Below are 25,108 nucleotides of genomic sequence, written 5' to 3' on the forward strand. Positions count from 1 at the left end.
GCTTCGCGGCACAAGGCCGCACATTTGTTTCGGGCCAGTTAAACCTGCCACCTGCGCACTCGCACCCTGGGTGCATGGCTGGAAATTGATGATGAGCAGCGTCATTGCCGGTGTCGAAGGGAACATACAGGGCGGCCAGAGGTGATCTCACAGGAGTGATTGGCCCGAAACAGATGTGGGAGCGGCCTTGTGCCGCGAAGCGCCGCGCGGGCGGCGCTCGATCTGACAGGCAACAAACATCCCAAGGCAAGCACCTGTCAGCCTTTACCGCTTAACTGGCTGGCATTAACCTGCGCTCAAGCATCATTTTCCAGTCGGTTTGCGTTGGATGCGAACCTCCCCGCCCTGTTCACGCAGCACAGCGACGGGCAGGATGCTCGGCAGCAGGTCCAGCAACTGGTCAACCTTGTGCGCCTCGAATACCCCTGTCACCTTGAGCGCTGCCAGGCCAGGATCGTCCAAGCGCACAGGTGCCGTCCGGTAGTGGCGCAGCAATGCCACTGCTTCGCCCAGCGGCGTCTGCGCGAACACGATGCGATCATCCTTCCAGGCCATCGCCCTGGAAGCATCGACCTTGGCGACGGGCATCAATTGCCCGCGGATCGCGTCGACTTGCTGCCCGGGCATCAGCACCGCAGGCGTTTGCGCCGCGCCCGGTACTTCGACCTTCACCTGCCCACGTGCCAGTGTCACACGTACCTCATCGTGCTCCAGGCGGCGAACATTGAACAGCGTACCCAACACCTCGACGTTCGCCAGCCCTGCCGCCACGACGAAGGGGCGGTACACCGCCGGGGCCACGTCGAACAGGGCCTGCCCGGCGCGCAGGCCAACCTCGCGGCTGAGCAGACGCCAACGGATATCTACCTGCGTGGCGCTGTCCAGCAGCAGCCTGCTGCCATCGTTCAACAGCACGGCGCGGCGCTCACCCACGGCGGTAGCAAAATGCTCGCGCTTGTACGTGGGGTTCAGCCACGCAAGGGCTGCCACAGCCAGCGCAAGCAGCAGGGTGATGCCGGCCGACCTCAGCACTTTCGAAGGCGCCTGCCTGCTCGGCGGCAGCGGGAACAGCTGCTTGAGCTGTTCACGATGTCGCCCTAGCGCGTCATCCAACGGCGCCTGGCTCGGCTGCCGGGTCATGCCTGTACCTCATCGCGGCCAAGCTTCTGCCTGCACGCCGCCAAGCCCAGGCGCAGGTGCTTTTCCACGGTCTTGAGGGAAATACCGAGGCGCTCAGCAACTTCTGCCTGGGGGACCTGGTGAATCTTGTGCATGACAAAAACCGCCTGGCAACGCGGTGGCAGTTCAGCGATTGCGCTGACAAGCCGTTGAAATTCGCGCTCGGTCTCATGCCTGCACGCTGGCGTCGCACCTGGGCAGGCTACCTCAGGCAGCTCGGCGACGGCCTCCACCCAGGCGACTCGGCGGCGATCGCTACGATAGCGGCTCACCGCCGTGTCGGTGGAGATTTTCCGCAGCATCGCCAGTGGCGAGTGAACACCTGGTTTTTCTTCGCCTTCCAGCAGTTGCACACAGACGTCATGCACAACGTCGCGGGCCATGCCCTTATCACCGAAACGGCGACGAATGTGCTCCACCAGTTCGTCGTAATGACGTACCAGCGCAGACAGCAGCGTCGGTTTGGCGGGATCGAATCGCACAGGGCACCCAGGAAGCGCGCGAGGCGCTGAAAAGAAGGCACCGAGTGTAAATGAGAAATAGTTGCAGATAAATACCCTTATCAATGCCCGCATTCAGCCGCCCGTGGCAAGGCCTTCAGGCAGCGTCAGCCCGGTGGCGATGGCACTGGCTACCAGCTTGGCCCGCTCGGCATCGAGCAGCGCATAAGCGGCTTGCAGCGTACTGATCTTCGCCTGGATTTCGGCCATCTTGCGGGTGACCATGATCGCGCCTTGCGCGCAATCGATGGTATTGCCCCGTTTGGCGGCAAGCATTTCGCCAATCTCGGCAAGGGTGAACCCGCCGCTCTGCGCACCCTGGATAAAGGCCAGATCGTGGACGGTCTGCTCGCTGTAGCTGCGGTAGTTGTTGGCTTGGCGCTGGGCGACGATAAGACCGAGTTGTTCGTAATAGCGCAATGTATGGCGGCCAATGCCACTGCGCCGCTCCAGGGCACCAATGTTCACGGCAGAAAGTCCTTGACTGTAGAGTTGGCTCTACACCCTAACCTGCGCCCTTCATCCAGACAAGGGACCGGATATGCGCGTGGAATGCTTCGTTACGGGTGGCAGTGGCTTCGTCGGCCAACATTTACTGGCGCACCTTACCGCAACCGGGTACACCGCCCGGGTGCTCATGCGCCAGCCTGAACAGATCGGGCGCCTGCGCGAGCAGGTTGCCCGATTGGGCGGTAGCGCCGAGTTCGTCCACGCGGTAGCTGGCGATATCAGCCAGGAGGGGCTTGGGCTCGGCGAAGCCGACCGGCAATGCATCTCGGCCGCCGCCGTGGTGTTCCATCTGGCGGCGCAATTCACCTGGGGGCTGACCACGGAGCGCGCCCGCGCCGTCAATGTGCAAGGGGCGCTGAGGGTTGCCAGCCTGGCGGCGGGGTACGGCATTCGCCTGCTGATGGTGGGCGGTTTCATGCTGCAAAACCTTGACCACCTGGCGCGCATCGGGGTTGATACCAAGCGCCCTGAAAACACCGACTGGCCCGCGGTCTATGGCCGCGTAGGCGGTTACGAAGGCAGCAAGCTGGAAGCGCATTTTGCGGTCATCCGCCATATGCAGGATGCGGGCGCTGCGTACTCCATCGTTCACCCTGCTACGGTATGCGGTCAGAGTGAAAGTGGGCACATCCTCGCAGGGCAACCGCTGGCAGTACTCATTCGCGATCTTGCACTGGGCCGTTTCAAGGCCATTCCGGGCTCCGCCAGGCACTGGTTGCCTTTGGTCAGCGTCGACTACCTGGTGAAGATGATCACCTGCGTGGCGTTCGACCCTTCGATGGCAAACCAGCAGGTGCTGGCGCTCTACCCACACACGCCAAATTTGCAGGGCATGCTGGCGCAGATCGCAACCACCCTGGCGGTCAGGGCGCCACGCCGCCATGTACCGATAAATGTGCTGAAGTGGATATTGGCGATCCCGGGCCTGGCAGCCCGGTTGTCGATCAGCCCGGAGTCATTGAACTTCATTCAGACACAACGCTTCGACATGCGTATCACCGAGCAACTGGAACGCAGGTATCAGTTCACTCATCCCGACATGGAACAGGCGCTGGAAAAAACCGTGCGTTATGTCGCCGGTTACCTGATCGCCAACCCTGCGCCCGCGCGAGCCCCTGTGGCCACCTGATCACGGCGCGCCCTGCGCAATTTTGTCGGACAACGTTGGCGGGTTCAGTGCTATATTTTCATGAACCGGCCAGTTACTTTACTGACCGTTTGGTTACATAACTTGAGGCTTGGCGCCACTGCTGCGCCGGGCATTTCCTGAGCACGACAAGCACAGCCCGCAGCGACACTGGAAACTTCATCAGGTATTGACGTGAAGCGTGATATCCATCTGGTTGTGCTATTGCTCTCGGTCATCGGTTTTTCGCTTGCCTCGTTAACGCTGTGGAAGGTCATGGGCTCACGCGAACGTGCGCTGGAAGACGTCAACATCCATGGCCTGAACCTGACCCAGGCCCTGTCCACCTATTCGGAAGGGATCGTCCGGCAAAGCACGCTGCTCTTGCTCGGCCTGGTCGAGCGCCTGGAAACCGAGGGCGTCGGGCCTGCGCAAATTCAACGCCTCAGCGAACTGGTCAAACGTCAGCAACCCTTGATGCCACCCATGAGCGGCGTCACGCTTTACGCCAAGGACGGCCGCTGGCTGATGTCGTCGAACCGACCGATACCGGCCGGCGCCAACAGCAGCGACCGAGCGTACTTCGTACACCACCGTGACGACCCGTCCCGCGAGCCTTTCATCGGCCTGCCCATCCGCAGCCGCGTCACCCAGGAATGGGTGATCACCATCAGCCGACGGTTCAATGACGAGCATGGCGAGTTCGCCGGGGTCGTGGCCGTAACGCTTGGCGTGGAAAACTTCCTGCAACTTTTCGGCAAGCTGGACGTTGGCCATGACGGCGCCATCGGGTTGTCTTTTACCGACGGTGCCATGCTGGTGCGCTACCCGTTTCGGGAGCAGGACATGGGGCGCAACTTTTCCAACTCGCCGATCTTCGCCAAGTACCTCATCGCCCAACCGGTGGGCACGGCATCGTTCACCTCCAGCCTGGACGGTGTCGAGCGCCTGTATGCGTTTCGCAAGAGCGACAAGCTGCCGCTGGTGACGACGGTTGCATTGGGCAAGCAGGAAGCGCTTGCAGCCTGGCGGCTTGAGGCGCTGCTGTCGGCGCTGGTGGTTGCTGCACTGCTCGCGGTGACCGGCGCCATCGGCTGGTTGCTGATACGGGCCATGAGCCGGCGAAACGCGGTTGAGAGCGAGCTGCGGCTGACCCAACAGCAGCTGCTGGAAAGCAACCAGAAGCTCGAACGCCTGGCCATGCACGATGCACTGACCGGGCTCGCCAACCGGCGCAGTTTTGACGAGGCGCTGGCCCAGGAGATACGCACAGCCCAGCGCCATGCCACCCAACTGACGTTGCTGATGATCGATATCGACCACTTCAAACGCTACAACGACAGCTATGGGCACCCGGCGGGTGACGCGTGCCTGCAGCAGATAGCGCACCTGCTGTCTGGCTGCATCCGCCGCCCCCGCGACCTGCTGGCACGCTACGGGGGGGAGGAACTGGCGGTGATCCTGCCTGATACCGACGAGGAAGGGGCCGCAGTCGTGGCCAGGCTCATGCTCGAGCGCCTGGCCTTGCAAGCGATCCCGCACCAGGGCAGCCCCTTGGGCCACGTAACCGCCAGCATCGGTATTGCCAGCACCGAGCGTGCAGCGCCCGACACCCCGGCAGCGCTGCTCGAGCGCGCCGACCAGGCGCTGTACATGGCCAAGCAGGCGGGCCGCAATCGCCTGCAAGTCGTCACCCCGCCCGGAAGCGTCCAACTGGCCCGTTAACGCTGCTTGCGCATTACCACAGCGCAATATCGTAGGTCATGTAGATCCGGTTGCTGTCGCGACCTCGGGAAAAGTCAGCGCGGTACACGTAGTTGCGCAGCTTCACCCCCAGGCCCTTGGCCCATCCGGATTGCACCACGTAGGCAAGTTCCATGTCGCGCTCCCACTCGCTGAGCCCTGCGTCAGCAGAGCGGCCGTTATCGCCGCTCAAGTAGCGCGCCATGAACGTGAGCCCGGGGACACCCGCGGCGGCAAAGTTGTAGGCGTAGCTTGCCATCCAGGTTTTCTCTTCCTCCTCGATGAACTTGCCGATACCCACGTTGCTGAACGAATACACGGTGGCGCCGCTGATGTAGGGCAACCCGGCCTTGCCGTCGAGCACCTGGTAGCCGCCGCCGACCGTGTGCCCCGAGTGACTGTACGACAGTTGCCCGCTGAACATGTCGTTGTCGATCTCGCCCCCTTGGGCAGCGCCGCTGTCGCGGCTGTTGAAGTAGCGCAGGTCGGTAGTAAGCACACCGCCGGCCAATGGCAGGTCGTGTACCAAGCCGACATAGTGCTGGCGATAGAAGTGTTCGAGTTGGCCGTGGAAATAGCTCAGGCGCAGTGGCTTGCTGAGCGCATAGTCGGCGCCGGCAAAGTTGAAATCGCCAGACTGGCCACCGCTGTAGCCGTCCAGGTACAGGCCAGTGCTGTCAGAAGAGTCACGCTGCTTGAAGCGCTCCAGGTGGCCGGCAGTCAAGGTCAGGTTGTCTATGTCCGTGCTGGTCAGTTGTGTACCCTGGTAGGTTTGCGGCAACAGGCGCGCGTCGTTGTAGACCAGCACCGGGGTCTTCGGCAGCAGGGTGCCATGCTTGACCACGGTCTGCCCCAGTCGCGCCTTGGCCGTCACCCCGGCACTGGCAAACTCGTCCGCAGCACGGCCATCGTCGTGCACCGGCAGCAGGCCAGTACCGCTGCGGCCACGGCCCGAATCGAGCCGCACGCCGACCAGCCCCGACGCATCGAGCCCAAGCCCCAGCGCGCCTTGCGTAAAGCCTGACTGGTAGTCGAGCAGGAAACCCTGCGCCCATTCCACCCGCTCGCTCTTGGCAGTAGCGGCAGCACGTGGGCTCATACCCTGTTCATCGCGAAAGTTCTCATTGAAATAGACGTTGCGCAGTTGCAGTTTGAGCTTGCCATCGTCGATGAAACCGGCGGCGCCGGCCACAGGCAGCCAGCCGCAGAGCAGGCCACAGGTGGCCCCACGGAATACAACTCGGGACATGATCGGTACTCTGTTGTTGTTATTGGATGAGGTGGGCGCCAGTTGACGCCCCAGGGCTGATCAGACGAAGAAGGACAAGGCACCCGTGGCCAGGGCCAGCGCAGTGATCACCAGCGATGTCAGCACCGCCCATTTCACCGTGGCTTTCTGGAAGTCGCCGATGTCGCGGTCGACCATACCCACCAGCAGCAAGGTCGAGGCTACCAGCGGGCTCATCAAGTGCACGGGCTGCCCCAGGACCGAAGCGCGGGCAATTTCAACCGGGTCGATGCCGTAGGCGGCCGCGGCGTTGGCCAGGATCGGAACCACGCCAAAGTAGTAGGCGTCGTTGGACAGCACGAAGGTCAGCGGCATGCTGGTCAGCGCCACCACCAGCGGGAACCAGTGGCTCCACGCCTCGGGGATCCAGTCGACCAGGGTCTGCGCCAGGGCGTCGACCATCTTGGTGCCCGAGAAGATCCCGGCGAAGATGCCGGCGGCAAATACCAGCAGTACCACGGTCATGGCATTGCCGGAATGGGCGAGAATGCGCTCCTTCTGCAGGTCCAGTTGCGGGTAGTTGATCATCAGCGCGGCGACAAAACCGATCATGAACAGGATGGCGGCATGCATCAGCCCCAGCACCAGCGCAGTCATGACGGCAACCACCAAGACCAGGTTGACATAGGCCAGCCGCGGGCGCTTGTGTGGGTTGTCGCCAAGGATTTCCTTGATGTAGCAATTGCCGCCGCCAGACTCCAGGGCGATGTTGCCGATGCGTCGGCGCTCGGCGCGGCCCAGCAGGTAGGCGGTGAATACCACCCAGGCTGCGCCACCGATCACGGTCGGCAGCATCGGGATGAAGTACTCGGTGGCATCCAGCCCTAGAGCGGCAATGGCCCGGGTAGCCGGTCCGCCCCAAGGGCTCATGCCGCTCATGATGCTCAGCGACAGCATCGATACCGTGGCCAGGATCATCGGGTTCATGCCAATGCGCTTGTACAACGGCAGCATGGCCGCGCAGGTAATCATGTAGGTGGTGGTGCCGTCACCGTCCAGCGCCACCAGCAACGACAACAGCGCAGTGCCGATGGCGATCTTGATCGGGTCGCCATTGACGCGTTTGAGAATCTTGCGAATCAGCGGGTCGAACAGACCGGCATCGATCATCAGGCCGAAGAACAGGATGGCGAACAGCAACAGGGCCGCTGACGGCGCCACCATTTTCAGGCCATCGAGCATCATCTTGCCCAGTTCGGGGGCAAAGCCGCCGATCACGGCGAAGACAATGGGGGTTACGGTGAGTGCCACAATTGGCGACAGGCGTTTACTCATGATCAGGTAGGTGAAGGTCACCACCATGATCAAGCCCAGGAGTGCGAGCATGGTTTTTTCTCTTGTTTTTATTCTGTTGCGGCCGCCAGCAAGGCAGACAGCCCCCTACCCCACTCGACATCGCCGGGATGTCGAGTGGAATTTTATGACAGCAACGCGTGGTGGAAGAGGCTTTTAGCCGTGATGCCGAGGCTCGGCAGACCAGTCGACCCGTACTGCGTCAGCCTCGTCTGCTGCGACCGGAGTGCCGTTCAGCCGACCCAGCAAGGTCTCCCGATCACAGGCATTCTCCGACAACGAGATGACCACGGTGGCTACAGCGTTGCTGGCCAGGCTGGTCAGGGCGCGCGCTTCGGACATGAAGCGGTCGATGCCGATCAGCAAGGCAAGCCCTGCCAACGGGATGTCGTGAATGACGGTCAGGGTCGAGGCCAACGCCACGAAGCCACTGCCGGTCACACCTGCAGCACCTTTGGACGACAGCAGCATGATCGCCAGCATGGTCACTGTCTGGCCGAGGGTCAGGTCGATGTTGCAGGCTTGCGCAATGAACACCGCCGCCAGCGACAGGTAGATGGCCGTACCGTCGAGGTTGAAGGAATAACCGGTGGGCAGCACCAACCCCACCACACCTTTCTTGCAGCCCAGCTTCTCCAGTTTTTCCAGCATGCGTGGCAGCACCGGCTCGGTGGACGATGTGCCGAGCACCACCAGGAACTCCTCGCGGAAATAACGCAGCAGTTTCCACAAGCTGAAGCCATGGGCACGGCAGATGCCGCCGAGCACCACCAGCACGAAGAACGCACAGGCGATGTACAACGTGCCGACCAGCTTGGCCAATGCGCCAAGCGACGTCACGCCGTACTGGCCGACGGTGAACGCCAGCGCACCGAAGGCGCCGACCGGCGCGAAGCGCATCAGGTAGCCGAAGATGCGAAACACCATGGTCGAGGCCGACTCGAGTACATCGAGTACCGGCTTGCCCTTCTCGCCCATCGACGACAGGGCAAAACCGCTGAGCACCGCGATGAACAGCACCGGCAGCACTTCCCCCTTGTTGAACGCACCGATGAAGGTGTCGGGGATGATGTGCATGAAGAAATCGACCACGCTGAGCTTCGCTGCAGATGCCGCGTACTGGCTTAGCCCGGCGGTGCTGAGGGTGGCCGGGTCGATGTTCATGCCAACCCCCGGACGGAACAGATACACCGCCGCCAGGCCGATCATCAGGCTGACCACGGTCAGTACCAGGAACAGCAGCAGGGTCTTGCTCATCAAGCGCCCCAGTGAGCGCTTGTCGGTCATGCCGGCGATGCCGGTGACGATGGTGCAGAACACCACCGGGGCGATCATCATCTTGATCAGCTTGATGAACGCATCACCCAGCGGCTTGAGCGCAACGGCCTGTTGCGCCCAGAAGTGGCCGACCACCACGCCCAGCAGGACGGCGCAGAGGATCTGGAAGTACAGCGATTTGGCGAGTCTCATGAGGCATCACCCATTGTTGAAATTGTGCGGATGCGCTTGTTGCGAATATAAAGCTCTCTCTATGCCTGGCCTATCCCGCCAACCTGCGGAATGTAGGGGCATAGACGAAGCCGGAGAACAGCCGTCGGGCGGTTCGCACCACCGAGGCCTGGAGGGTCTTGCCATCGGCACCGCTGCGCGACAGGGCAACATCGATACCGCCGCTTGGGTGCTCCAGGCGCACCTCGGTCAATTGCGCGGCGCCCTCGCCCAGCAGCTCAGCGATGACCGTGTCCGGGCTGACGCAGGCAGTCGCCAGCCCTATCGCGCCGGTGATGGCCAAGGCGCGGTGGCAGTTGTGCGGCATGAAATAGCGAACCTGCAAGGTGCCGTCGTAGCGGGGCTTGGATACCAGCACCGGTTTGGGAATGACCATACCGCTGACATCACCCAGCCCCATGGCCTTGCCGGCCTTCAGGCGTAACGCCTCGAGGCGCTTGAGCAGTGCACCGTTGGCGTCGAGTTCGGCCGGGGTCTCCGAGCCACTGACGCCGAGCTGGCTGGCTTCGACCACCATCATTGGCATGGCCATGTCGATACAGGTGACCGCTACACCATCAATCACATCCCTGGCCTGGCCAGTCGGGAACAGTTTGCCGGTCTTGCTGCCAACTGCATCGAGGAAGGTCAGGTGCACCGGGGCGGCAGTGCCAGGTACACCATCAATCGCCGTACGGCCTTCATAACGCACGATGCCACCGGGCGTTTCAACCAGCGAGTTGACGAACGTTCCGGTGTTGAGGTTGCGAATACGCACCAGAGTCTTGCCTTCCTGGCCTTTGACCAGCCCTTGCTCGATGGCGAACGGGCCAACCGCGCACAGCATGTTGCCGCAGTTAGGCGCGGTGTCGACCCGGCGCTGGGCAACCATGACCTGGACGAACAGGTAGTCGACATCGGCGTCGGCATGCAGCGAAGGGCTGACAATCGCTACCTTGCTGGTCTGCGGGCTACCGCCACCAATACCGTCGATTTCCAGTTCATGCCCGGAACCCATCAGGTTGATCAGCAATTCGTCGCGTTCGACCACATTGGCAGGCAAATCCCATGCATGGAAAAAGGGCCCTTTGGAGGTACCACCGCGCATGAGTACGCAAGGAATTCGTTGCATGTTTTCGCACTCTTGTTGATCAATGGACATCATTGATGTTGTGGACACAAGATTGACAGGGACGAATAAATCAATCCAATGCAAATATCGTAGGTATTATTCCACTATAAGCATCAATAAAATCCCCAGGCCAAAGGGCACTCCAAGATGGAATACGAGCTACAAGACATTCGATCTTTCGTGAAAATCGCCGAACTTGGCAGCTTCCACGAAGCTGCAGAAGCGCTGCACTTGTCGCAACCCGCCCTCAGCCGGCGGATCAAGAAGCTTGAAGAAGGGTTGGGCACTTCCCTGCTGGAGCGCACCACCCGTCGTGTCAGCCTGACCAGTGTCGGGCGTGATTTCCTGCCCAAGGCCAGGCGCCTGCTGGATGACTTCGAGGACTCGATCCTGAGCATTCGCGAGCTGGCCGAGCGGCAGACCGGTCAAGTCACGCTCGCGTGCATCCCGACTGCAGCGTTCTATTTCCTGCCGTCGGTGATTCGCGACTACAACGAGCAATACCCGAAAATCCGTATTCGCCTGCTTGACCTCAGCGCCAACGATGGCCTCGAAGCCGTGCTGCGCGGTGAAGCCGATTTCGGTATCAACATGATGAGTGGCCAGCACCCGGACATCGAGTTCGTTTCCCTGGTCCAGGAGCATTTCGTGCTGGCCTGTCGCCGCGACCACAAGCTGGCCAAGCGTGACACGGTCACCTGGACAGAACTGACCGACTACCGGCTGATCGGCGTGGGCCGCCTGAGCGGCAACCGCATGCTGCTGGACCATGCCTTGTCCGGCCTCAACCTGCGGCCCAAGTGGTTCTATGAGGTTCAGCACCTGTCGACCTCGCTGGGCATGGTCGAGGCCGGGCTGGGCGTGTCGGCCATGCCCAGCCTGGCCATGCCCAACGCCGACCACCCGACGCTGGTCAGCGTGCCGCTGATCGAACCCCAGGTCACCCGCACCTTGGGCCTGGTCTACCGCCGAGGGGCCTCGCTGTCGCCAGCGGCGGAAAAATTCGTATCGATCCTGCTGGAGAAGTGGCCCAACCGTTAAACGGTATGGCCCTGGCCGGCATTGCCGCGGCGGCCTTCGTACTCGTACTGCTGGCGTTGCCCGAGACGCTCGCGCGCACCACACTATCACCACTGTCTACCCCTGTCGGAAACTGACCGTCTCATGCCTGTTAGCGAAAGCGCATCGATCATCTGGGCGGTAGCCGCCCTGGCCACCTGCGGCGTCATCCTGCGGCCATGGCGGGTACCGGAATACGTCTGGGCAATGGCAGGCGCGTTGCTGCTCGTCTGCCTTGGCCAGATAACGCCACGCAGCGCGTTGGCCGCAGTCGCCGAAGGCAGCGACGTCTACCTGTTCCTGATCGGCATGATGGTGCTGGCTGAACTCGCCCGCCAGGAAGGGTTGTTCGACTGGCTGGCACGCTATGCGGTCCAGCATGCCCGGGGCTCGGGGCAACGGCTGTTTGACCTGGTGTTCCTGGTGGGCACGCTGGTCACGGTATTCCTCTCCAACGATGCCACCGCCGTGGTGCTGACGCCGGCGGTGTATGCCGCCTGCAAGGCCGCCAGGGCCGAGCCGTTGCCCTACCTGTTCATCTGCGCCTTCATCGCCAATGCCGCCAGCTTCGTGCTGCCCATATCCAACCCGGCCAACCTGGTGGTGTTCGGCAGCCATATGCCGCCCCTGCTGGACTGGCTGAGGCAGTTCAGCCTGCCCTCGCTGGCGGCAATCGGCTTGACCTACCTGGTGCTGCGCCTGACCCAGCGCCGGCAGATCTGCCAGCCGCTTGCGCTGAGCGTAGACAGCCGGCCACTGAGCGCCGGCGCCCGCCTGTGCGCCGTGGGCATCGTTTTAACCGCTGGCTTGCTGCTGGGCGCTTCGGCCATGGACCGGGCGCTGGGCCTGCCGACGTTCTGTGCCGGCGTAGCGACCACCGCATTGATCCACCTGCGCCAGCGACGCAGCCCGATGCGGGTGCTGCGCCATGTGGCCTGGGGCGTGCTGCCTCTGGTAGGCGGTTTGTTCATACTGGTCGAAGCCGTAGGCCAGACCGGTGTGCTCATGCGTCTCGCCCAGGCGCTGGCCGCCCTGTCGGCACAGGCGCCGATCAGCGCCAGCTGGGTGGGCGGCGTGGGCGTGGCGATCGCCAGCAACTTGATGAACAATCTGCCGACCGGGCTGATTGCCGGCTCCATGGGTTCGCTGGTGGCGCTGCCGCAGCAGACGACCGCGGCATTGCTGATCGGCGTCGATTTAGGGCCGAACCTGTCAATTACCGGGTCGCTGGCTACCCTGTTGTGGCTGGTGGCGATTCGCCGGGAGGGTGAACATGTCAGCGCATGGCGCTTCCTTTGCCTCGGCATGCGGGTAATGCCACCGGCACTGGCGGCAGCCCTGCTGGCGTTGTGGGTATGAACGCGGAGAAAAAGAATGGTTGATACGTACCCCAAAGTGAACGGGCATTCGTCAGCGCCAGTTACCCTGCAACCAATTGGCTTGTACGAGGCCTTCCTGTTCTGGCTGAAATTAGGCTTCATCAGCTTTGGCGGACCCGCCGGGCAGATTTCGATCATGCACCAGGAACTGGTTGAGCGTCGGCGCTGGATCAGCGAAAAACGGTTTCTGCACGCACTCAACTACTGCATGTTGCTGCCTGGTCCCGAGGCTCAGCAGCTTGCCACCTACATCGGCTGGCTGATGCACCGCTCCTGGGGCGGCGTGATTGCCGGCGCCTTGTTCGTGCTGCCATCGCTGTTCATCCTGATCGGTCTGTCCTGGGTTTATCTGGCCTTTGGCGCGGTACCGGTCGTCGCGGGGATCTTTTACGGCATCAAGCCGGCGGTCACGGCCATCGTTGTCCATGCTGCCCATCGCATTGGCTCACGGGCCCTGAAGAACGGCTGGCTGTGGGCCCTCGCCGGCGCTTCATTCGTTGCCATCTTCGCCCTCAACGCGCCGTTTCCGCTGATCGTGCTGGTGGCCGCTGGTATCGGCTACGTGGGCGGGCGGGTCGCCCCGGGCACGTTTACGATCGGCGGCGCTCACGGCGCGGCAAAGAACAGCTACGGCCCTGCACTGATCGATGACGACACCCCTCCCCCTGCGCATGCGCGCTTCAGTGGGTGGCATCTGCTACGCCTGCTGCTGATCGCGGCCGGGCTCTGGGCCTTGCCCATGGGGTTGCTGACGGTCTCGTTTGGCTGGGATGGAACGCTGACGCAGATGGGCTGGTTCTTCACCAAGGCCGCACTGATGACGTTTGGCGGTGCATACGCTGTGCTGCCGTATGTCTACCAGGGCGCTGTCGGCCATTACGGGTGGTTGACGCCAGCCCAGATGATCGATGGCCTCGCCCTGGGGGAGACCACGCCAGGGCCATTGATCATGGTGGTAGCGTTCGTCAGCTTCGTCGGCGGCTATGTACATCCGATGTTCGGTGCGCAACACCCATTTCTTGCCGGCGCAGTCGCGGCAAGCCTCGTCACCTGGTTCACCTTCTTGCCTTCGTTCATCTTCATCCTTGCCGGTGGGCCGCTGGTGGAGACGACCCACAACGAGATGAAGTTCACTGCGCCACTGACTGCCATCACCGCTGCGGTGGTCGGGGTGATCCTCAACCTCGCCGTTTTCTTCGGCTACCACGTGCTTTGGCCAACGGGCTTCAGCGGGGCGTTCGACTGGCCTGGGGCAGTGATCGCAGTGGCAGCTGCAATTGCTTTGTTCCGCTTCAGGAAAGGGGTCATCCCGGTGCTGTTTGCCTGCGCGCTGGCTGGCCTGGGCGTTTTCATGCTACGTGCCTGACGGCGCCGTCAGGGCGGAAAGGTGAGTCAGCGTCGACACCGCAGACGGCGAGGTGTTCTCCCTGCCTTATGCAGCGCCTATTCGATCGAGCGCCGCCCGCGCGGCGCTTCGCGGCTAAAGCCGCTCCTACGTTTGTTTCGGGCCAATTATGCCTGTGGCATTTGCGCGCGAACGCCCTGGCGCACGCCTCGATATCGCGTCGTACAAACAAAGCGGTCGCGCGCACCTGGCACAGGATGCACTGGCCCGAAACAAACGTAGGAGCGGCTTTAGCCGCGAAGCGCCGCGCGGGCGGCGCTCGATCTAACAGGCAACCAAATCCCAAGGCAAGCGCCTGTCAGCCTTTACCGCTTAACTGACTGGTATTCAAATTTCCACTGCCCCGCTGATCAACCCATCAAGCACGCCTGCCACATCGCCATCCTGCAACCGCAACAACCGGATCGGCACGCCCCGCAGCTCCGCCGGGGTATCAACCAGGCCCTCACCTGTCACGGCCAACGGGCAGGCGACTTCCATCTGCAGTGCGCGCAGGGTTTTCAGCAGTTGCGGTTTCACCGGTAGCTGCAGCGCAATCACCAACGCCGCGGGCTGAATCGCGGCGCACAACAGCGCCAGTTCGTCCAGCGGCTGCCCGACGCCGAGCACATCAATGCGGTGCCGGTCGCTACAGAGCGCCAGGCCAATTGCCAGCAATTCCAGTTCCGCCACGCCGTCGACGCCGGCAAGCAGTACCCGCGGGACGTCTGGCTGGTTCATCTGCAGGCGCAACAGCAAGCGGGCGCGTAAAAAACTGTCCAAAAACAACCACTGGCTGTGCGCGCCAAACGCGGTTGTACCCTGCAGGCTGCGCCATACCGGCATCAATACCTCGCGCCACACGGTGGCCTTGGGTAACACCGTGAGCAGCTGCCCGTGTATGCCCTCCAGCGCCGGCATGTCAAAGGCGCGCGTGGCGCGCAGCACTGCCGCGCGCCACTGCGCCAAGGCATCGCCCTGCTGCGCAGGCACTTCATGCTGACTGGCGAGCATTTCGCCAACCTTGCTGATCGGCAGGCCGTTGGTCGTCCAGCCCAGGATGTCGCGGATAAGTTGCACGTCCGCGGCGGTGTACAGGCGGTGGCCGCCTTCGGTACGGTGCGGGCGGATCAAGCCGTGGCGCCGCTCCCAGGCACGCAGGGTGACCGGATTGATGCCAGTCAGGCTGACCACGTCGCGCATGGGAAGCAGATCGGGTGGGGTAGGCTCAGTCATTGCATGGGTCATCCGAGAGGTGGCCCATTCTAAACCCATACACCCCTTCTGCGGCGAGCCTGGCTGGGTCATCATGCAGCAAAGCCGGACGACGCCCTTCGCACAGGGCTAAACCCCGGCACATCACCGACTGCAACCTTCCGGGTGGGCCCACATGATCAATGCAAAACTGCTGCAACTGATGGTCGAGCACTCCAATGACGGCATCGTCGTCGCCGAGCAGGAGGGCAGCGACAGCATCCTCATCTACGCCAACCCCGCCTTTGAGCGCCTGACCGGCTACGGTGATGACGACATTCTTTACCGCGACTGCCGCTTTCTTCAGGGCACTGACCGTGATCAACCGGGCGTGGCCGCCATTCGCGAGGCGATCCGCCAGGGCCAGCCTTGCCGCCAGGTGCTGCGCAACTACCGCAAGGACGGCAGCCCGTTCTGGAACCAGTTATCGATCACCCCGGTGTACAACGAGGCTGACGAGCTCACGTATTACATCGGCATCCAGCACGATGTCACCGCGCAGGTCGAAGCCGAGGCCCGGGTACTTGAACTGGAAGCGGAAGTGGCGCGCTTGCGTGAGCAACTGGCGAAACATCGAGGCTGAATTAAAACTGTACAAGATTATTGTGCTTGTACAATTTTGAGCCTAGGATTCTGGTATATCTGTACAACAAGCCCAGCTTGTACAAGTCTGCCAGGAGCCCTCAATGTCAGCCTTTCTGCAGCAATTCGCCGAGCGCTTCGCGCGCCTTGAGGCGGACCACCTCGACGGCTTGCAAAACCTGTACAGCGACGACATCGTCTTCCGCGATCCTTTGCAGCAGATTCACGGGCTGCCAGCCCTGCAGGCCTACTTCGCCCAGTTGTACGCCAATGTGCAGGATATTCACTACACCTTCAGCGGCGCCGACGAAGTGCAACCGGGCCAGGGCTACCTGCGCTGGACCTTGCAGTTCCGCCACCCGCGCCTGGCGGCAGGCCGGCAGATCGACCTGCAAGGCTGCAGCCACCTGCAATGGCGTGACCGGGTGTACCGGCACCAGGACTACTTCGACGCCGGTGCGTTGCTTTATGAGCACATCCCGCTCATGGGCGGCGCCATTCGCTGGCTCAAAGGCCGCCTGGCATGAGCCGCTGCTGGCTGACCGGTGCGAGCAGCGGCATCGGCGCTGCCTTGGCACAATGCCTGCTCGAACAGGGCCACCAGGTTGCCCTGGGTGGGCGCAACGCCGAGCGCCTGCTGCCACTGACCGAGCGCTATGCCGGGCAGGCGCTGCTGGCCGTTGGTGACCTCGACGACCCGGCACAGGTGGCCCGGATCGCGGCGCACATCGAGCAAGCGTGGGGCGCGGTGGACCTGGTGATTCTTAATGCCGGTACCTGTGAGTACCTGGAACCCGGCCGCTTTGATCCAGCCTTGGTCGAACGGGTGCTGCGCACCAATGTGATCGCCCTGAGCTACTGCCTGGCAGCCGCCCTGCCCCTGCTGCGCCGCGGCCGCCAAGCACATCTGGTGGTGGTGGGCAGTTCAGTGAGCTGGCTGGCCTTGCCCCGTGCTGGTGCGTATGGCGCGTCCAAGGCGGCGGTGCGCTATCTGGTCGAGTCGCAGCGCATCGACCTGGACCGCGAGGGCATCGCCACCACCCTGGTCAGCCCAGGCTTCGTCGACACACCCCTGACCCGCCGCAACGATTTCCCCATGCCGCAACTGTGGACGGCCCAGCGTGCCGCCGCCTACATCGCCAGGCGTCTGCCCGGGCGCCCGCTGGAAATCAACTTCCCCGGCCTTTTCATCTTCGCCTTGCGCCTTCTCGGGGCCTTGCCGGTGCGCTTGCGCCTGGCCCTGGGAAAACGCCTGGCACGCCACGAACAGGACTGATCTCCATGCGTATCGCCATTATCGGCAGCGGCATCGCCGGCCTGACTTGTGCCCACCTGCTGTCACGGCAGCACACCGTGACGGTGTTCGAAGCCGAGCAGTGGGTCGGCGGCCACACCCACACGGTCGATGTGAACTGGCGTGGCCAGGCGTACGCCATCGACACTGGCTTCATCGTGTTCAATGACTGGACCTACCCCAACTTCATTCGCCTGCTGGGCCAGCTAGGGGTCGCCTCGCGGCCGACCGAAATGAGCTTCTCGGTGCACGACCCACTCAGCGGCCTGGAATACAACGGGCACAGCCTGAACACGCTGTTTGCCCAACGGCGCAACCTGCTGGCGCCCAGGTTCTGGGGTATGCTCGGTGACATCCTGCGCTTCAACCGCCAAGCCCTCGGCGACCTTGCGGCACAACGTATCGACCCGGACACCACGCTGGGCAGCTACCTCGAACACCATGGTTATGGGCAGCGCTTCGTCGCCCATTACATCGTGCCGATGGGCTCGGCGATCTGGTCGATGTCACGTCGCGACATGCTCGCCTTTCCGCTGCGATTCTTCGTCACGTTCTGCCGCAACCATGGCCTGCTGTCGGTCAACGATCGCCCCCAGTGGCGGGTAGTGGACGGCGGTTCGCGCAGCTACGTCGAGCCACTTTGCCGGCCATTCGCCAAAAACATCCGCCTGGGCTGCAAAGTGCAACAGGTGGACCGTGATGAAGCGGGCGTGAGTGTGCTCAGCAGCGCCGGCAACGAGCGCTTCGACAAGGTGGTGTTCGCCTGCCATAGCGACCAGGCGCTGGCCTTGCTCGCAGCCCCCAGCCCGCGCGAGCAGGCAGTGCTCGGCGCAATTGGCTACGCCGACAACGACGTGGTGCTGCACACCGATACCCGCCTGCTACCACGTCGCAAGCGCGCCTGGGCCAGTTGGAACTACCGCCTTGATGCCAGCGCCCAGGCGCCGGCAGCGGTCACCTACAACATGAATATCCTGCAGGGCCTGCAAGCGCCGGTAACGTTTTGCGTCAGCTTGAACCAGACCGCCCTGATCGACCCGTCGCAGATCCTTGCACGCTTTCGCTACGCTCACCCCCAATACAGCGTGGCTGGCGCTGCGGCGCAACTGCAACAGCCCCAGCTGCAGGGCCACGCTCACAGCTATTTCTGTGGTGCCTACTGGGGCAATGGCTTCCATGAAGACGGTGTGGTCAGCGCCCTGCAGGTCGCCAGCCATTTTGGTGAGCAACTGTGAAAAGCGCCCTGTGCCTGGGCTGGCTCAGCCATCGGCGGCTGACGCCGCGGCCCCACGCGTTTCGCTACCAGGTGGGCATGTTCGAACTGGATCTGGATGAGCAAGGCCAGTGGCTGGGCTTGTCTCGCTGGCTGGGGCGCTGGCGCCTGGCGCCGCTGTGCTGGCGAGAGACCGACTACCTGCCAGCCCTGACCGGCCAAGGCATGCCCCTGGCCCAAGCCGCACGGACCCTCGTCGCCCGGGCCACAGACCACAGCCCCGACGGGCCGGTGCGCCTGCTGACGCAGTTGCGCTGCTGGGGCCTGTCGTTCAACCCGGTGAGCTTCTACTTTTGCCACGATGCCAACGGGCAACTGGTGGCGATCCTGCTGGAAGTACGCAACACGCCCTGGCGCGAGCGCTTTCACTATGTGCTGCCGGTGCAGGGTAACCCGACGTCGCCGTTGCGCATGGCCAAGGCCTTCCATGTTTCGCCATTCATGCCTATCAACATGGACTACCGCCTGAGGTTCAACGTTGAGGCGACACACCTGCGCATCCAGATGCAGAACTGGCAGGGCAGGCAGAAAGTGTTCGAGGCCGACCTGGCCCTGCGTCGCCAGCCGCTCGATCGCCGCGGGTTGCATGGCTACATCCTGGCTTTCCCGTGGATGAGCCTGCGCACGGTCGTGGCTATCTATTGGCAAGCCCTGCGTCTGCTGCTGAAACGAACCCCCATCCACGACCACTGCAAAGGCCAGGGCGACCTGGCCCTTGGCCAACCCTGCGAGGAACCCGAACATGTCCAACCCGACCCTGAGCGTTAGCAAATTCGCCGGCCTGGCGCCATGGCTCGGTGCGCTGGCACGCGGCGCCGTGCTGGCCCAGCTGGGCAAGTTGCGCCATGGCCACCTGCGCCTGCTTAGCCATGGGCAGCAATGGAGCTTTGGCGATGCCGCCAGCCCGCTGCAGGCCGAGGTGGAGGTGCTTGATGACGCGGCGTGGGGGCTGATTGCCGGCAATGGCTCGATCGGCGCCGGCGAGGCCTACATCCACGGTTACTGGCGCAGCCCGGACCTGGCCCTGGTGACCCGCCTTTTCGTTGCCAACCTCGAGGTGCTCGATGCCCTCGAAGGCGGCCTGGCGCGGCTCGGGCGCCCGGCCCTGCGCCTGCTGCACCGGCTCAACCGCAACAGCCGGCGCGGCGCCCGGCGCAATATCCTGGCCCATTACGACTTGGGCAACACCCTGTTCGAGCAGTTGCTCGACCCCACCATGATGTATTCGGCTGCCCAGTTCGAGCACCCTGGGCAAGCGCTGGAGCACGCGCAGTTGCACAAGCTTACGCGTATCTGCCAGAAGCTCGAACTGAGCCCCGACGACCACTTGCTGGAGATCGGCTGCGGCTGGGGCAGCCTGGCCATTCATGCAGCCACCCATTATGGTTGCCGAGTCACCACCACCACGCTGTCCGAAGCGCAGTACAGCCACACCTGGCAACGGGTAAAGGCCTTGGGGCTGGAGCAGCGGGTGACGGTGCTGCGCGACGATTATCGCGACCTGCGCGGGTGCTATGACAAGCTGGTGTCGATCGAAATGATCGAAGCGGTGGGCCATCAGTACCTGCCGGACTACTTCCGACAATGTGCCACACTGCTCAAGCCCGACGGGCTGATGCTGCTGCAGGCGATCACCATCCGCGACCAGCGCTACGCCCAGGCGCGCCGCTCGGTGGATTTCATCCAGCGCTATATTTTCCCTGGCGGCGCGCTGCCATCTCTTAGCGTGATGCTTGAGGTCGCCAGCCGCCATACCGCGCTGAACCTGGTGCACCTGGAAGACTTCGGGGTGGATTACGCACGCACCCTGGGCCACTGGCGCGACAACCTGCGCCAGGCACGGCCTGTGCTGGCTGACTTGGGTTATGACGATACGTTCCAGCGGCTGTGGGAGTTCTACCTGTGTTACTGCCAAGGAGGCTTCGAGGAGCGCGCCATTGGCGTGGCCCAGCTCGTGTGGGCCGCTCCCCAGGCCCGGCGTGCACCGCTGCCGGCAGCCTGATGCGCCCTGGCCCGTGGCGGCTGCTCAACGCGCTGTGGCTACAAGCCGGCTGGTGGCTTTGCGTGCTCGGCGCCCAGCGGCCGTTATTGCTGTGTCTGGTGCCGGTCGGCCTCGCCGCGCACCTGTACCTGTGTTCGTCCCCTCGGGCAGAAGCCCGCGCGCTGTGCCGGGTGGCGCTGGCCGGCTGGCTGCTGGACAGCCTGCTGGGGGCCATCGGCGTATTCGACTTTACCGCCTGGCCCCTGCCGTTGTGGCTTGCACTGCTGTGGCTGGTACTGGCCTGCGGCTTGCGCCACAGCCTCGCCTGGGCTGGCCAACCGTTCTGGCTGGGGGCCGCGCTGGGGGCGTTATCCGGCCCGCTGGCCTACCTGGGGGGCGCCCGGCTGGCGGAGGTTACTCTGCCCTTGGGCCAACTGCAGACAGCGCTGCTATTGCTGCCGATCTGGGCCCTGGTCTTGCCGCTGCTGGTGCGCCTTGCCGCGCGACCGTGAGCGGCAAGGGCTGACCGGTGCTAGCCTTTAGAGGTTGGTTGCCTGTGAGAACGAGCGCCGCCCGCGCGGCGCTTCGCGGCACAAGGCCGCTCCCACATCTGTTTCGGGCCAATTAATCCTGTGCCTTCGCGCGCACCCAGGTGCATGGCTGGAGTTTGTTGAGAGCAGCGGCGCTGCCGATATCGAATGGAACAAACAAGGCGGCCAGCGATGACTTCACAGAAGTGATTGGCCCGAAACAAACTGTGGGAGCGGGCTTGTCCCGCGAAGCGCCGCGCGGGCGGCGCTCGATTTCACAGGCGCTGAAAATGTGATGACAAACCCCTATCAGCCCTCACCCAATCCCCCGCCCTGCCCCCGAAACCAACACTCCCTCCACCTGTAAGACATTTCCCCCACGCCCTCCAAGTGATGGCCGGCATCGAAGCAGGGTCGCGTCATGGCTGCCAGGTGTTCGCCAGCACATTTGCAGCGCCTGTGAAATCGAGCGCCGCCCGCGCGGCGCTTCGCGGCACAAGGCCGCTCCCACATCTGTTTCGGGCCAATTAATCCTGTACCTTCGGCGCGCGCACCCTGGGTGCATGCCTTGAAATCGATGAAAACTAGCGGCGCAGCCATTATCGAATGGAACAAACAAGGCGACCAGCAGTGAACTCACAGGAGTGATTGGCCTGAAACAGATGTGGGAGCGGCGGTGCGGCGATCCGACTTGCCCCGCGAAGCGCCGCGCGGACGGCGCTCGATCTCACAGGCGATGGTCGCCCAGCACCAGACCCAGGCGCGGCTACCACTGGCTAGCCAGGCTGACGGGCAGGCGCAACGGCGCGACCGGCCCTTCCCGCTGCCCGCACATCTCGTCATGCACCACTTGCTGGACGAGCACGCACGGCACGACGGGCAACTCGCCCAGCAAGTCGCGCAGTTCGGTGGTCGAGCGCAGGCGCAGGGGCTGGCCGTGGGCGTCGCTCAGGGTAATCGGGCCATTGCCGGTAAGCGCGCGCAGGAGGTAGAAACCACCCTCCAGCGACAGCAGTTCCAGTTCGTCGACATGGCCGTTGGCGATGTGTTCGCCGAACGCACTCAGTTGCATGACATACCCTCCGACAGGGGGCGGAAGAACAAGGTTATCTGGCCGATCTCCACGCCCAGCTTGCGCATGCTCGAGCGGTTGATCAGGGTGTCGTCGTCCATCAGGTACATCCAGTCGTCCAGGTCCACCTGCCAGTGCTGCCCATCGACCGGCAGGTCCAGCCGGTAGCGCCAGCGCAGTGCGTTGCCAGCCACTTCGCCGCGGGCTTCACCGATCACATCGCCCGCGCTGCCGCGCCAACGGCCAGGGCCGTCCGGTACCAGGGTCCAGACCCTTTGCTGGCGTTCGCCATCGCTGTAGACGAAGCGCTCGTCCAGAATCAGCCGCTGGCCTTCGCGGTGGCTGGCGATGCACACATGAAAGCGCCGGGCCACTTCCCCCGAGCGCTTCTGGAAAATGCCCCACGCCTGAACCGGGCGCGAGAAGAACGCCGCCAGGTCAAGTTTCGGTTGCTCTTGGGCGTAATGCTCGACGCCCACGTTTCCACAGCTACCCAGCAGCAGGCAGGTTACCAGCAGTAATGCTTTGTTCATGGTCGTGGCCCTCCGTCACCTGCCTGGCCCAGCAGGTGCAACCGTAATTGCGGGTCGCGCGCCCGCGGGTCCAGCCAGATGGCGAAAAACGCTTCGGCAAAAGCGGCATCGCGTACCTCTGCGCTCAACGTGCCGTCCACATAAAAGCGGCACCCGGCCCCAGGCAGATACAAGCCGGTGATTCGCATGCCGGGGCGCACATCGGTAAAGGCCGTTTGCATGATCTGCGCCCAGCTGGCCAGTTGCTCCGGGGTCACACCGCCATCCCCAAGGCGCCGCATTTCCTGCAAGCTGGCCTGCACCAGGCTGTCACGGGTCAGCGCACGGTGATAAAGCAGTTCGAGGGCAAATGGCCGCGCCCAATCCTGGCGGTGCCCGTCGGTCCACAGGCGGGCGGTGTAGAGCCGAAAACCCCACCATGTGAAGTCGCCACTGCCCTGTTGCTGCGCCGAGGGCAGCGCTGCTCGCCAATCGCCAGCCAGCAATGGCGCTGCCAGCATGACCGCACACAAGGCAGCCCATCGAAGCCTACGCATCATGTCATCGGACCTTGCTTCAAATTACTATACAAGGATAGCCATTTGTACAGATATTTACAGATATCTGTACAACTTTTAGGCGAGCTGACACGGCGCGCCCCGGAAGATAAGACGCGCGCCGAGCTGGACATGAAGCGTGGGTGAGTGGTCGGCCTAAACCGGCCAATGCATCAAAGAGAGGGCGACGCGGCCTCGGCGGGCTGGGCATCCTGCTGCACCTGGATCGGTGCAGCCTCGGCCGGTGGCGCTACAGGTTGGGACCCCTGTGTGTCATCCACCACCGGCGCCGCCGCTGCTTCACTGGTCGGGGCAACGGCCGCGGCTTCTGGCGCAACCGAAGGCGCTGGAGCAGGAGCCGGTGCCACTGGGTTCGCCGCCGCCTGCTCTGGCAGCCCAAGGTCAACCGCCGGTTTTTCCTCCTTGGGCGCCTCGACCTTGGCCTTGCTCACCTTCTTCGGCTTGGGCAGGTAGCTTTCCACCAAGGCAAAGTAACGGTCATAGAACTGCGCCGCCGTCACCGTCTCGCTGGCCACCTTGACCATCGAGTCGTCACTGGAGCCGATCGGCATCGACACCGAGCCCAGCACGCCCACGCCCAGGCTGGCGGAGGTGTTGGACTTCTTCAGTGCGTAACGGTCTTGCAAGGCGTTGGCGAACATGGTCGAACGTTGCTCGTCGCTCACGTCCGGCGCACAGGTGACGTTGAAGCTGATCTGCAGGTGATTCTCGCTGTTCTGCTGAAAGCTCTTGTTGCCCACCACCTGGTTGGCGCCGCTGTTGGTAATGATGTAGCCCTGGCTGAGCAAGGCGCGCCGGGCAGCCTCGCAGGAGCCGGCGTCGCTTACCGGGAAGCTGCGCGAAAAGGTGCCCGAGTCATCGAAGTTCTCGTGCTCGTAGACAGCCGCTTTTTTCGATGAACAACCGCTCACGCCCGCCAGCACCAGGGCCAGCCCGAGCGCACCAAAGACGGAAGATCTGGTCATTGCGAATTCCGGGTATGTCGAGAAGGTGCCTATTGTGCAACACAGCGGGCAGGCACAGGAACCACTGGTCGGTGAAGAACCTGTCAGGTAGGTGTAAAACTGGGTTAAGACAGGCAATTGCCAGGCGCCAGAACGAAAAAAGCGACCCGAAGGTCGCTTTGACGTTGCTTCAAGGCGTTCATGGGGCCTTGAGGCGAAGATGGCGCAGCGGACGGGACTCGAACCCGCGACCCCCGGCGTGACAGGCCGGTATTCTAACCGACTGAACTACCGCTGCGTATCATTCAGGCTTGCGCCCGATTGAAACCTGGGTCTACCCTTCCGGCGCGATGGCCTCAGGGCAGGCACAAAAAAAGCGATAACGTGATCGCTTCTCTTGTGTCTGCTTCAAGGTGTTCTAGGGACCTTGAAACGAAGATGGCGCAGCGGACGGGACTCGAACCCGCGACCCCCGGCGTGACAGGCCGGTATTCTAACCGACTGAACTACCGCTGCGTATCGTTCAGGCTTGCGCCCGATTGAAACTGGGATCAGCCCAAGGCGTTTGCCTTGTGGCTTCAGACCGGTGCCAGGCACCCATCTGTTACTTGAAAATGGCGCAGCGGACGGGACTCGAACCCGCGACCCCCGGCGTGACAGGCCGGTATTCTAACCGACTGAACTACCGCTGCGCAGTGCGTTCCTCTCTGGCTTTTGGTTTCTTTCAAAACCTGGAGCGGCAGGAACATCTCAGGAAGTGGTGGGTGATGACGGGATCGAACCGCCGACCCTCTGCTTGTAAGGCAGATGCTCTCCCGGCTGAGCTAATCACCCTCGCGATGTTGCTTGTTGCGTTTGCTTCGCTGAGGCCGCGAAATTTACGCAGGTGGCGGAGCTAAGTCAATAGCCCCATTGAATTTTTTTCAAAAAAGGCAAAATCTTGTGGCTGCCTGTGCGGGCCTCTTCGCGGCGGTTCGACGCATCGATGAACCCGCTCCTACAACGAG

24 protein-coding genes and 4 tRNA genes are annotated in these 25,108 nt (G+C 63.0%); 12 read left to right on the forward strand and 16 right to left on the reverse strand.

Going from position 1 to position 25,108, the window contains the following annotated elements:
- Positions 1 to 303: 303 nt before the first annotated feature.
- The 3 genes from ACIP02_RS15595 to ACIP02_RS15605 all read right to left on the reverse strand — a co-directional run bounded on the left by ACIP02_RS15595 (position 304) and on the right by ACIP02_RS15605 (position 2,147).
- On the reverse strand, positions 304 to 1,140 hold the full coding sequence (locus ACIP02_RS15595; RefSeq protein WP_400617658.1) for a FecR family protein: 837 nt from the start codon (positions 1,138 to 1,140) through the stop codon (positions 304 to 306).
- A complete protein-coding gene (locus ACIP02_RS15600) occupies positions 1,137 to 1,661 on the reverse strand; it encodes an RNA polymerase sigma factor (RefSeq protein WP_400617660.1) in 525 nt (174 codons plus the stop codon). Before ACIP02_RS15600 ends, ACIP02_RS15595 begins: the two co-directional genes overlap by 4 nt.
- 93 nt (positions 1,662 to 1,754) lie before the next feature.
- A complete protein-coding gene (locus tag ACIP02_RS15605; protein WP_400617662.1) occupies positions 1,755 to 2,147 on the reverse strand; it encodes a MerR family transcriptional regulator in 393 nt (130 codons plus the stop codon).
- A 73-nt stretch (positions 2,148 to 2,220) separates the two neighbouring features.
- Here ACIP02_RS15605 and ACIP02_RS15610 point away from each other — a divergent pair, with 73 nt between their 5' ends.
- Entirely contained in the window at positions 2,221 to 3,318 is a 1,098-nt protein-coding gene (locus ACIP02_RS15610) for an SDR family oxidoreductase (protein ID WP_400617664.1), read from the forward strand.
- 192 nt (positions 3,319 to 3,510) lie between these two features.
- On the forward strand, positions 3,511 to 5,040 hold the full coding sequence (locus ACIP02_RS15615; RefSeq protein WP_400617666.1) for a diguanylate cyclase domain-containing protein: 1,530 nt from the start codon (positions 3,511 to 3,513) through the stop codon (positions 5,038 to 5,040).
- 13 nt (positions 5,041 to 5,053) lie between these two features.
- Here ACIP02_RS15615 and ACIP02_RS15620 read toward each other — a convergent pair whose 3' ends face one another.
- The 4 genes from ACIP02_RS15620 to ACIP02_RS15635 form a co-directional block, all read right to left on the reverse strand.
- Positions 5,054 to 6,307 (reverse strand): OprD family porin, encoded by a 1,254-nt coding sequence (locus ACIP02_RS15620; RefSeq protein ID WP_400617668.1) that lies wholly within the window; start codon positions 6,305 to 6,307, stop codon positions 5,054 to 5,056.
- Positions 6,308 to 6,367: 60 nt separating this feature from the next.
- Positions 6,368 to 7,672: a CitMHS family transporter gene (locus ACIP02_RS15625; RefSeq protein ID WP_400617670.1), complete on the reverse strand. Its 1,305-nt coding sequence runs from the start codon at positions 7,670 to 7,672 to the stop codon at positions 6,368 to 6,370.
- A 123-nt stretch (positions 7,673 to 7,795) separates the two neighbouring features.
- Complete coding sequence (dctA, locus tag ACIP02_RS15630; RefSeq protein WP_400617672.1) at positions 7,796 to 9,109, reverse strand: C4-dicarboxylate transporter DctA; 1,314 nt, start codon at positions 9,107 to 9,109, stop codon at positions 7,796 to 7,798.
- Positions 9,110 to 9,179: 70 nt separating this feature from the next.
- Entirely contained in the window at positions 9,180 to 10,259 is a 1,080-nt protein-coding gene (locus tag ACIP02_RS15635) for a 4-oxalomesaconate tautomerase (protein ID WP_400617674.1), read from the reverse strand.
- Positions 10,260 to 10,406: 147 nt separating this feature from the next.
- Here ACIP02_RS15635 and ACIP02_RS15640 point away from each other — a divergent pair, with 147 nt between their 5' ends.
- The 3 genes from ACIP02_RS15640 (at position 10,407) to chrA (ending at position 14,063) form a co-directional block, all read left to right on the forward strand.
- Complete coding sequence (locus tag ACIP02_RS15640; protein WP_400617676.1) at positions 10,407 to 11,300, forward strand: LysR family transcriptional regulator; 894 nt, start codon at positions 10,407 to 10,409, stop codon at positions 11,298 to 11,300.
- Between the two features lie 123 nt (positions 11,301 to 11,423).
- Positions 11,424 to 12,677 (forward strand): arsenic transporter, encoded by a 1,254-nt coding sequence (locus tag ACIP02_RS15645; RefSeq protein WP_400617678.1) that lies wholly within the window; start codon positions 11,424 to 11,426, stop codon positions 12,675 to 12,677.
- Between the two features lie 15 nt (positions 12,678 to 12,692).
- The gene (gene chrA / locus ACIP02_RS15650; RefSeq protein WP_400617680.1) at positions 12,693 to 14,063 is read left to right on the forward strand and encodes a chromate efflux transporter; all 1,371 of its coding nucleotides are present in this window, start codon (positions 12,693 to 12,695) and stop codon (positions 14,061 to 14,063) included.
- Between the two features lie 366 nt (positions 14,064 to 14,429).
- On the opposite strand, the gene ACIP02_RS15655 is transcribed toward chrA, so the two are convergent.
- Positions 14,430 to 15,317, reverse strand: coding sequence for a MerR family transcriptional regulator (locus ACIP02_RS15655; RefSeq protein ID WP_400617682.1), 888 nt, complete (start codon positions 15,315 to 15,317; stop codon positions 14,430 to 14,432).
- 154 nt (positions 15,318 to 15,471) lie between these two features.
- On the opposite strand from ACIP02_RS15655, the gene ACIP02_RS15660 reads away from it, so the two are divergent.
- The 7 genes from ACIP02_RS15660 (at position 15,472) to ACIP02_RS15690 (ending at position 20,977) form a co-directional block, all read left to right on the forward strand.
- Positions 15,472 to 15,918 (forward strand): PAS domain-containing protein, encoded by a 447-nt coding sequence (locus tag ACIP02_RS15660; protein ID WP_400617684.1) that lies wholly within the window; start codon positions 15,472 to 15,474, stop codon positions 15,916 to 15,918.
- Between the two features lie 103 nt (positions 15,919 to 16,021).
- Entirely contained in the window at positions 16,022 to 16,444 is a 423-nt protein-coding gene (locus ACIP02_RS15665) for a nuclear transport factor 2 family protein (RefSeq protein WP_400617686.1), read from the forward strand.
- Complete coding sequence (locus ACIP02_RS15670; protein WP_400617688.1) at positions 16,441 to 17,193, forward strand: SDR family NAD(P)-dependent oxidoreductase; 753 nt, start codon at positions 16,441 to 16,443, stop codon at positions 17,191 to 17,193. Before ACIP02_RS15665 ends, ACIP02_RS15670 begins: the two co-directional genes overlap by 4 nt.
- Before the next feature lie 5 nt (positions 17,194 to 17,198).
- The gene (locus tag ACIP02_RS15675) at positions 17,199 to 18,446 is read left to right on the forward strand and encodes an NAD(P)/FAD-dependent oxidoreductase (protein ID WP_400617689.1); all 1,248 of its coding nucleotides are present in this window, start codon (positions 17,199 to 17,201) and stop codon (positions 18,444 to 18,446) included.
- Complete coding sequence (locus tag ACIP02_RS15680; protein ID WP_400617691.1) at positions 18,443 to 19,252, forward strand: DUF1365 domain-containing protein; 810 nt, start codon at positions 18,443 to 18,445, stop codon at positions 19,250 to 19,252. Before ACIP02_RS15675 ends, ACIP02_RS15680 begins: the two co-directional genes overlap by 4 nt.
- Entirely contained in the window at positions 19,227 to 20,486 is a 1,260-nt protein-coding gene (locus ACIP02_RS15685) for a class I SAM-dependent methyltransferase (protein WP_400617693.1), read from the forward strand. The genes ACIP02_RS15680 and ACIP02_RS15685 overlap by 26 nt, the downstream gene beginning before the upstream one ends.
- Entirely contained in the window at positions 20,486 to 20,977 is a 492-nt protein-coding gene (locus tag ACIP02_RS15690) for a DUF2878 domain-containing protein (protein WP_400617695.1), read from the forward strand. Before ACIP02_RS15685 ends, ACIP02_RS15690 begins: the two co-directional genes overlap by 1 nt.
- Before the next feature lie 784 nt (positions 20,978 to 21,761).
- On the opposite strand, the gene ACIP02_RS15695 is transcribed toward ACIP02_RS15690, so the two are convergent.
- From ACIP02_RS15695 to ACIP02_RS15730, 8 genes are all read right to left on the reverse strand, one after another.
- Positions 21,762 to 22,067: a DUF6482 family protein gene (locus tag ACIP02_RS15695; protein ID WP_400617697.1), complete on the reverse strand. Its 306-nt coding sequence runs from the start codon at positions 22,065 to 22,067 to the stop codon at positions 21,762 to 21,764.
- A complete protein-coding gene (locus ACIP02_RS15700) occupies positions 22,058 to 22,600 on the reverse strand; it encodes a DUF3833 domain-containing protein (protein WP_400617699.1) in 543 nt (180 codons plus the stop codon). Before ACIP02_RS15700 ends, ACIP02_RS15695 begins: the two co-directional genes overlap by 10 nt.
- Positions 22,597 to 23,139, reverse strand: a complete 543-nt coding sequence (locus tag ACIP02_RS15705) for a chalcone isomerase family protein (protein WP_400617701.1) — start codon at positions 23,137 to 23,139, stop codon at positions 22,597 to 22,599. Before ACIP02_RS15705 ends, ACIP02_RS15700 begins: the two co-directional genes overlap by 4 nt.
- A 170-nt stretch (positions 23,140 to 23,309) precedes the next feature.
- Positions 23,310 to 24,122, reverse strand: coding sequence for a DUF2242 domain-containing protein (locus ACIP02_RS15710; RefSeq protein WP_400617703.1), 813 nt, complete (start codon positions 24,120 to 24,122; stop codon positions 23,310 to 23,312).
- A 200-nt stretch (positions 24,123 to 24,322) separates the two neighbouring features.
- A tRNA-Asp gene (locus tag ACIP02_RS15715) sits at positions 24,323 to 24,399 on the reverse strand.
- Between the two features lie 141 nt (positions 24,400 to 24,540).
- Positions 24,541 to 24,617 (reverse strand) — tRNA-Asp (locus tag ACIP02_RS15720).
- A gap of 99 nt (positions 24,618 to 24,716) precedes the next feature.
- Positions 24,717 to 24,793, reverse strand: a tRNA-Asp gene (locus tag ACIP02_RS15725).
- Positions 24,794 to 24,859: 66 nt separating this feature from the next.
- A tRNA-Val gene (locus ACIP02_RS15730) sits at positions 24,860 to 24,935 on the reverse strand.
- Between the last annotated feature and the right edge of the window lie 173 nt (positions 24,936 to 25,108).

Origin of the sequence: Pseudomonas sp. NPDC089408, from assembly GCF_044749445.1 — a bacterium.
Lineage (GTDB): Bacteria > Pseudomonadota > Gammaproteobacteria > Pseudomonadales > Pseudomonadaceae > Aquipseudomonas.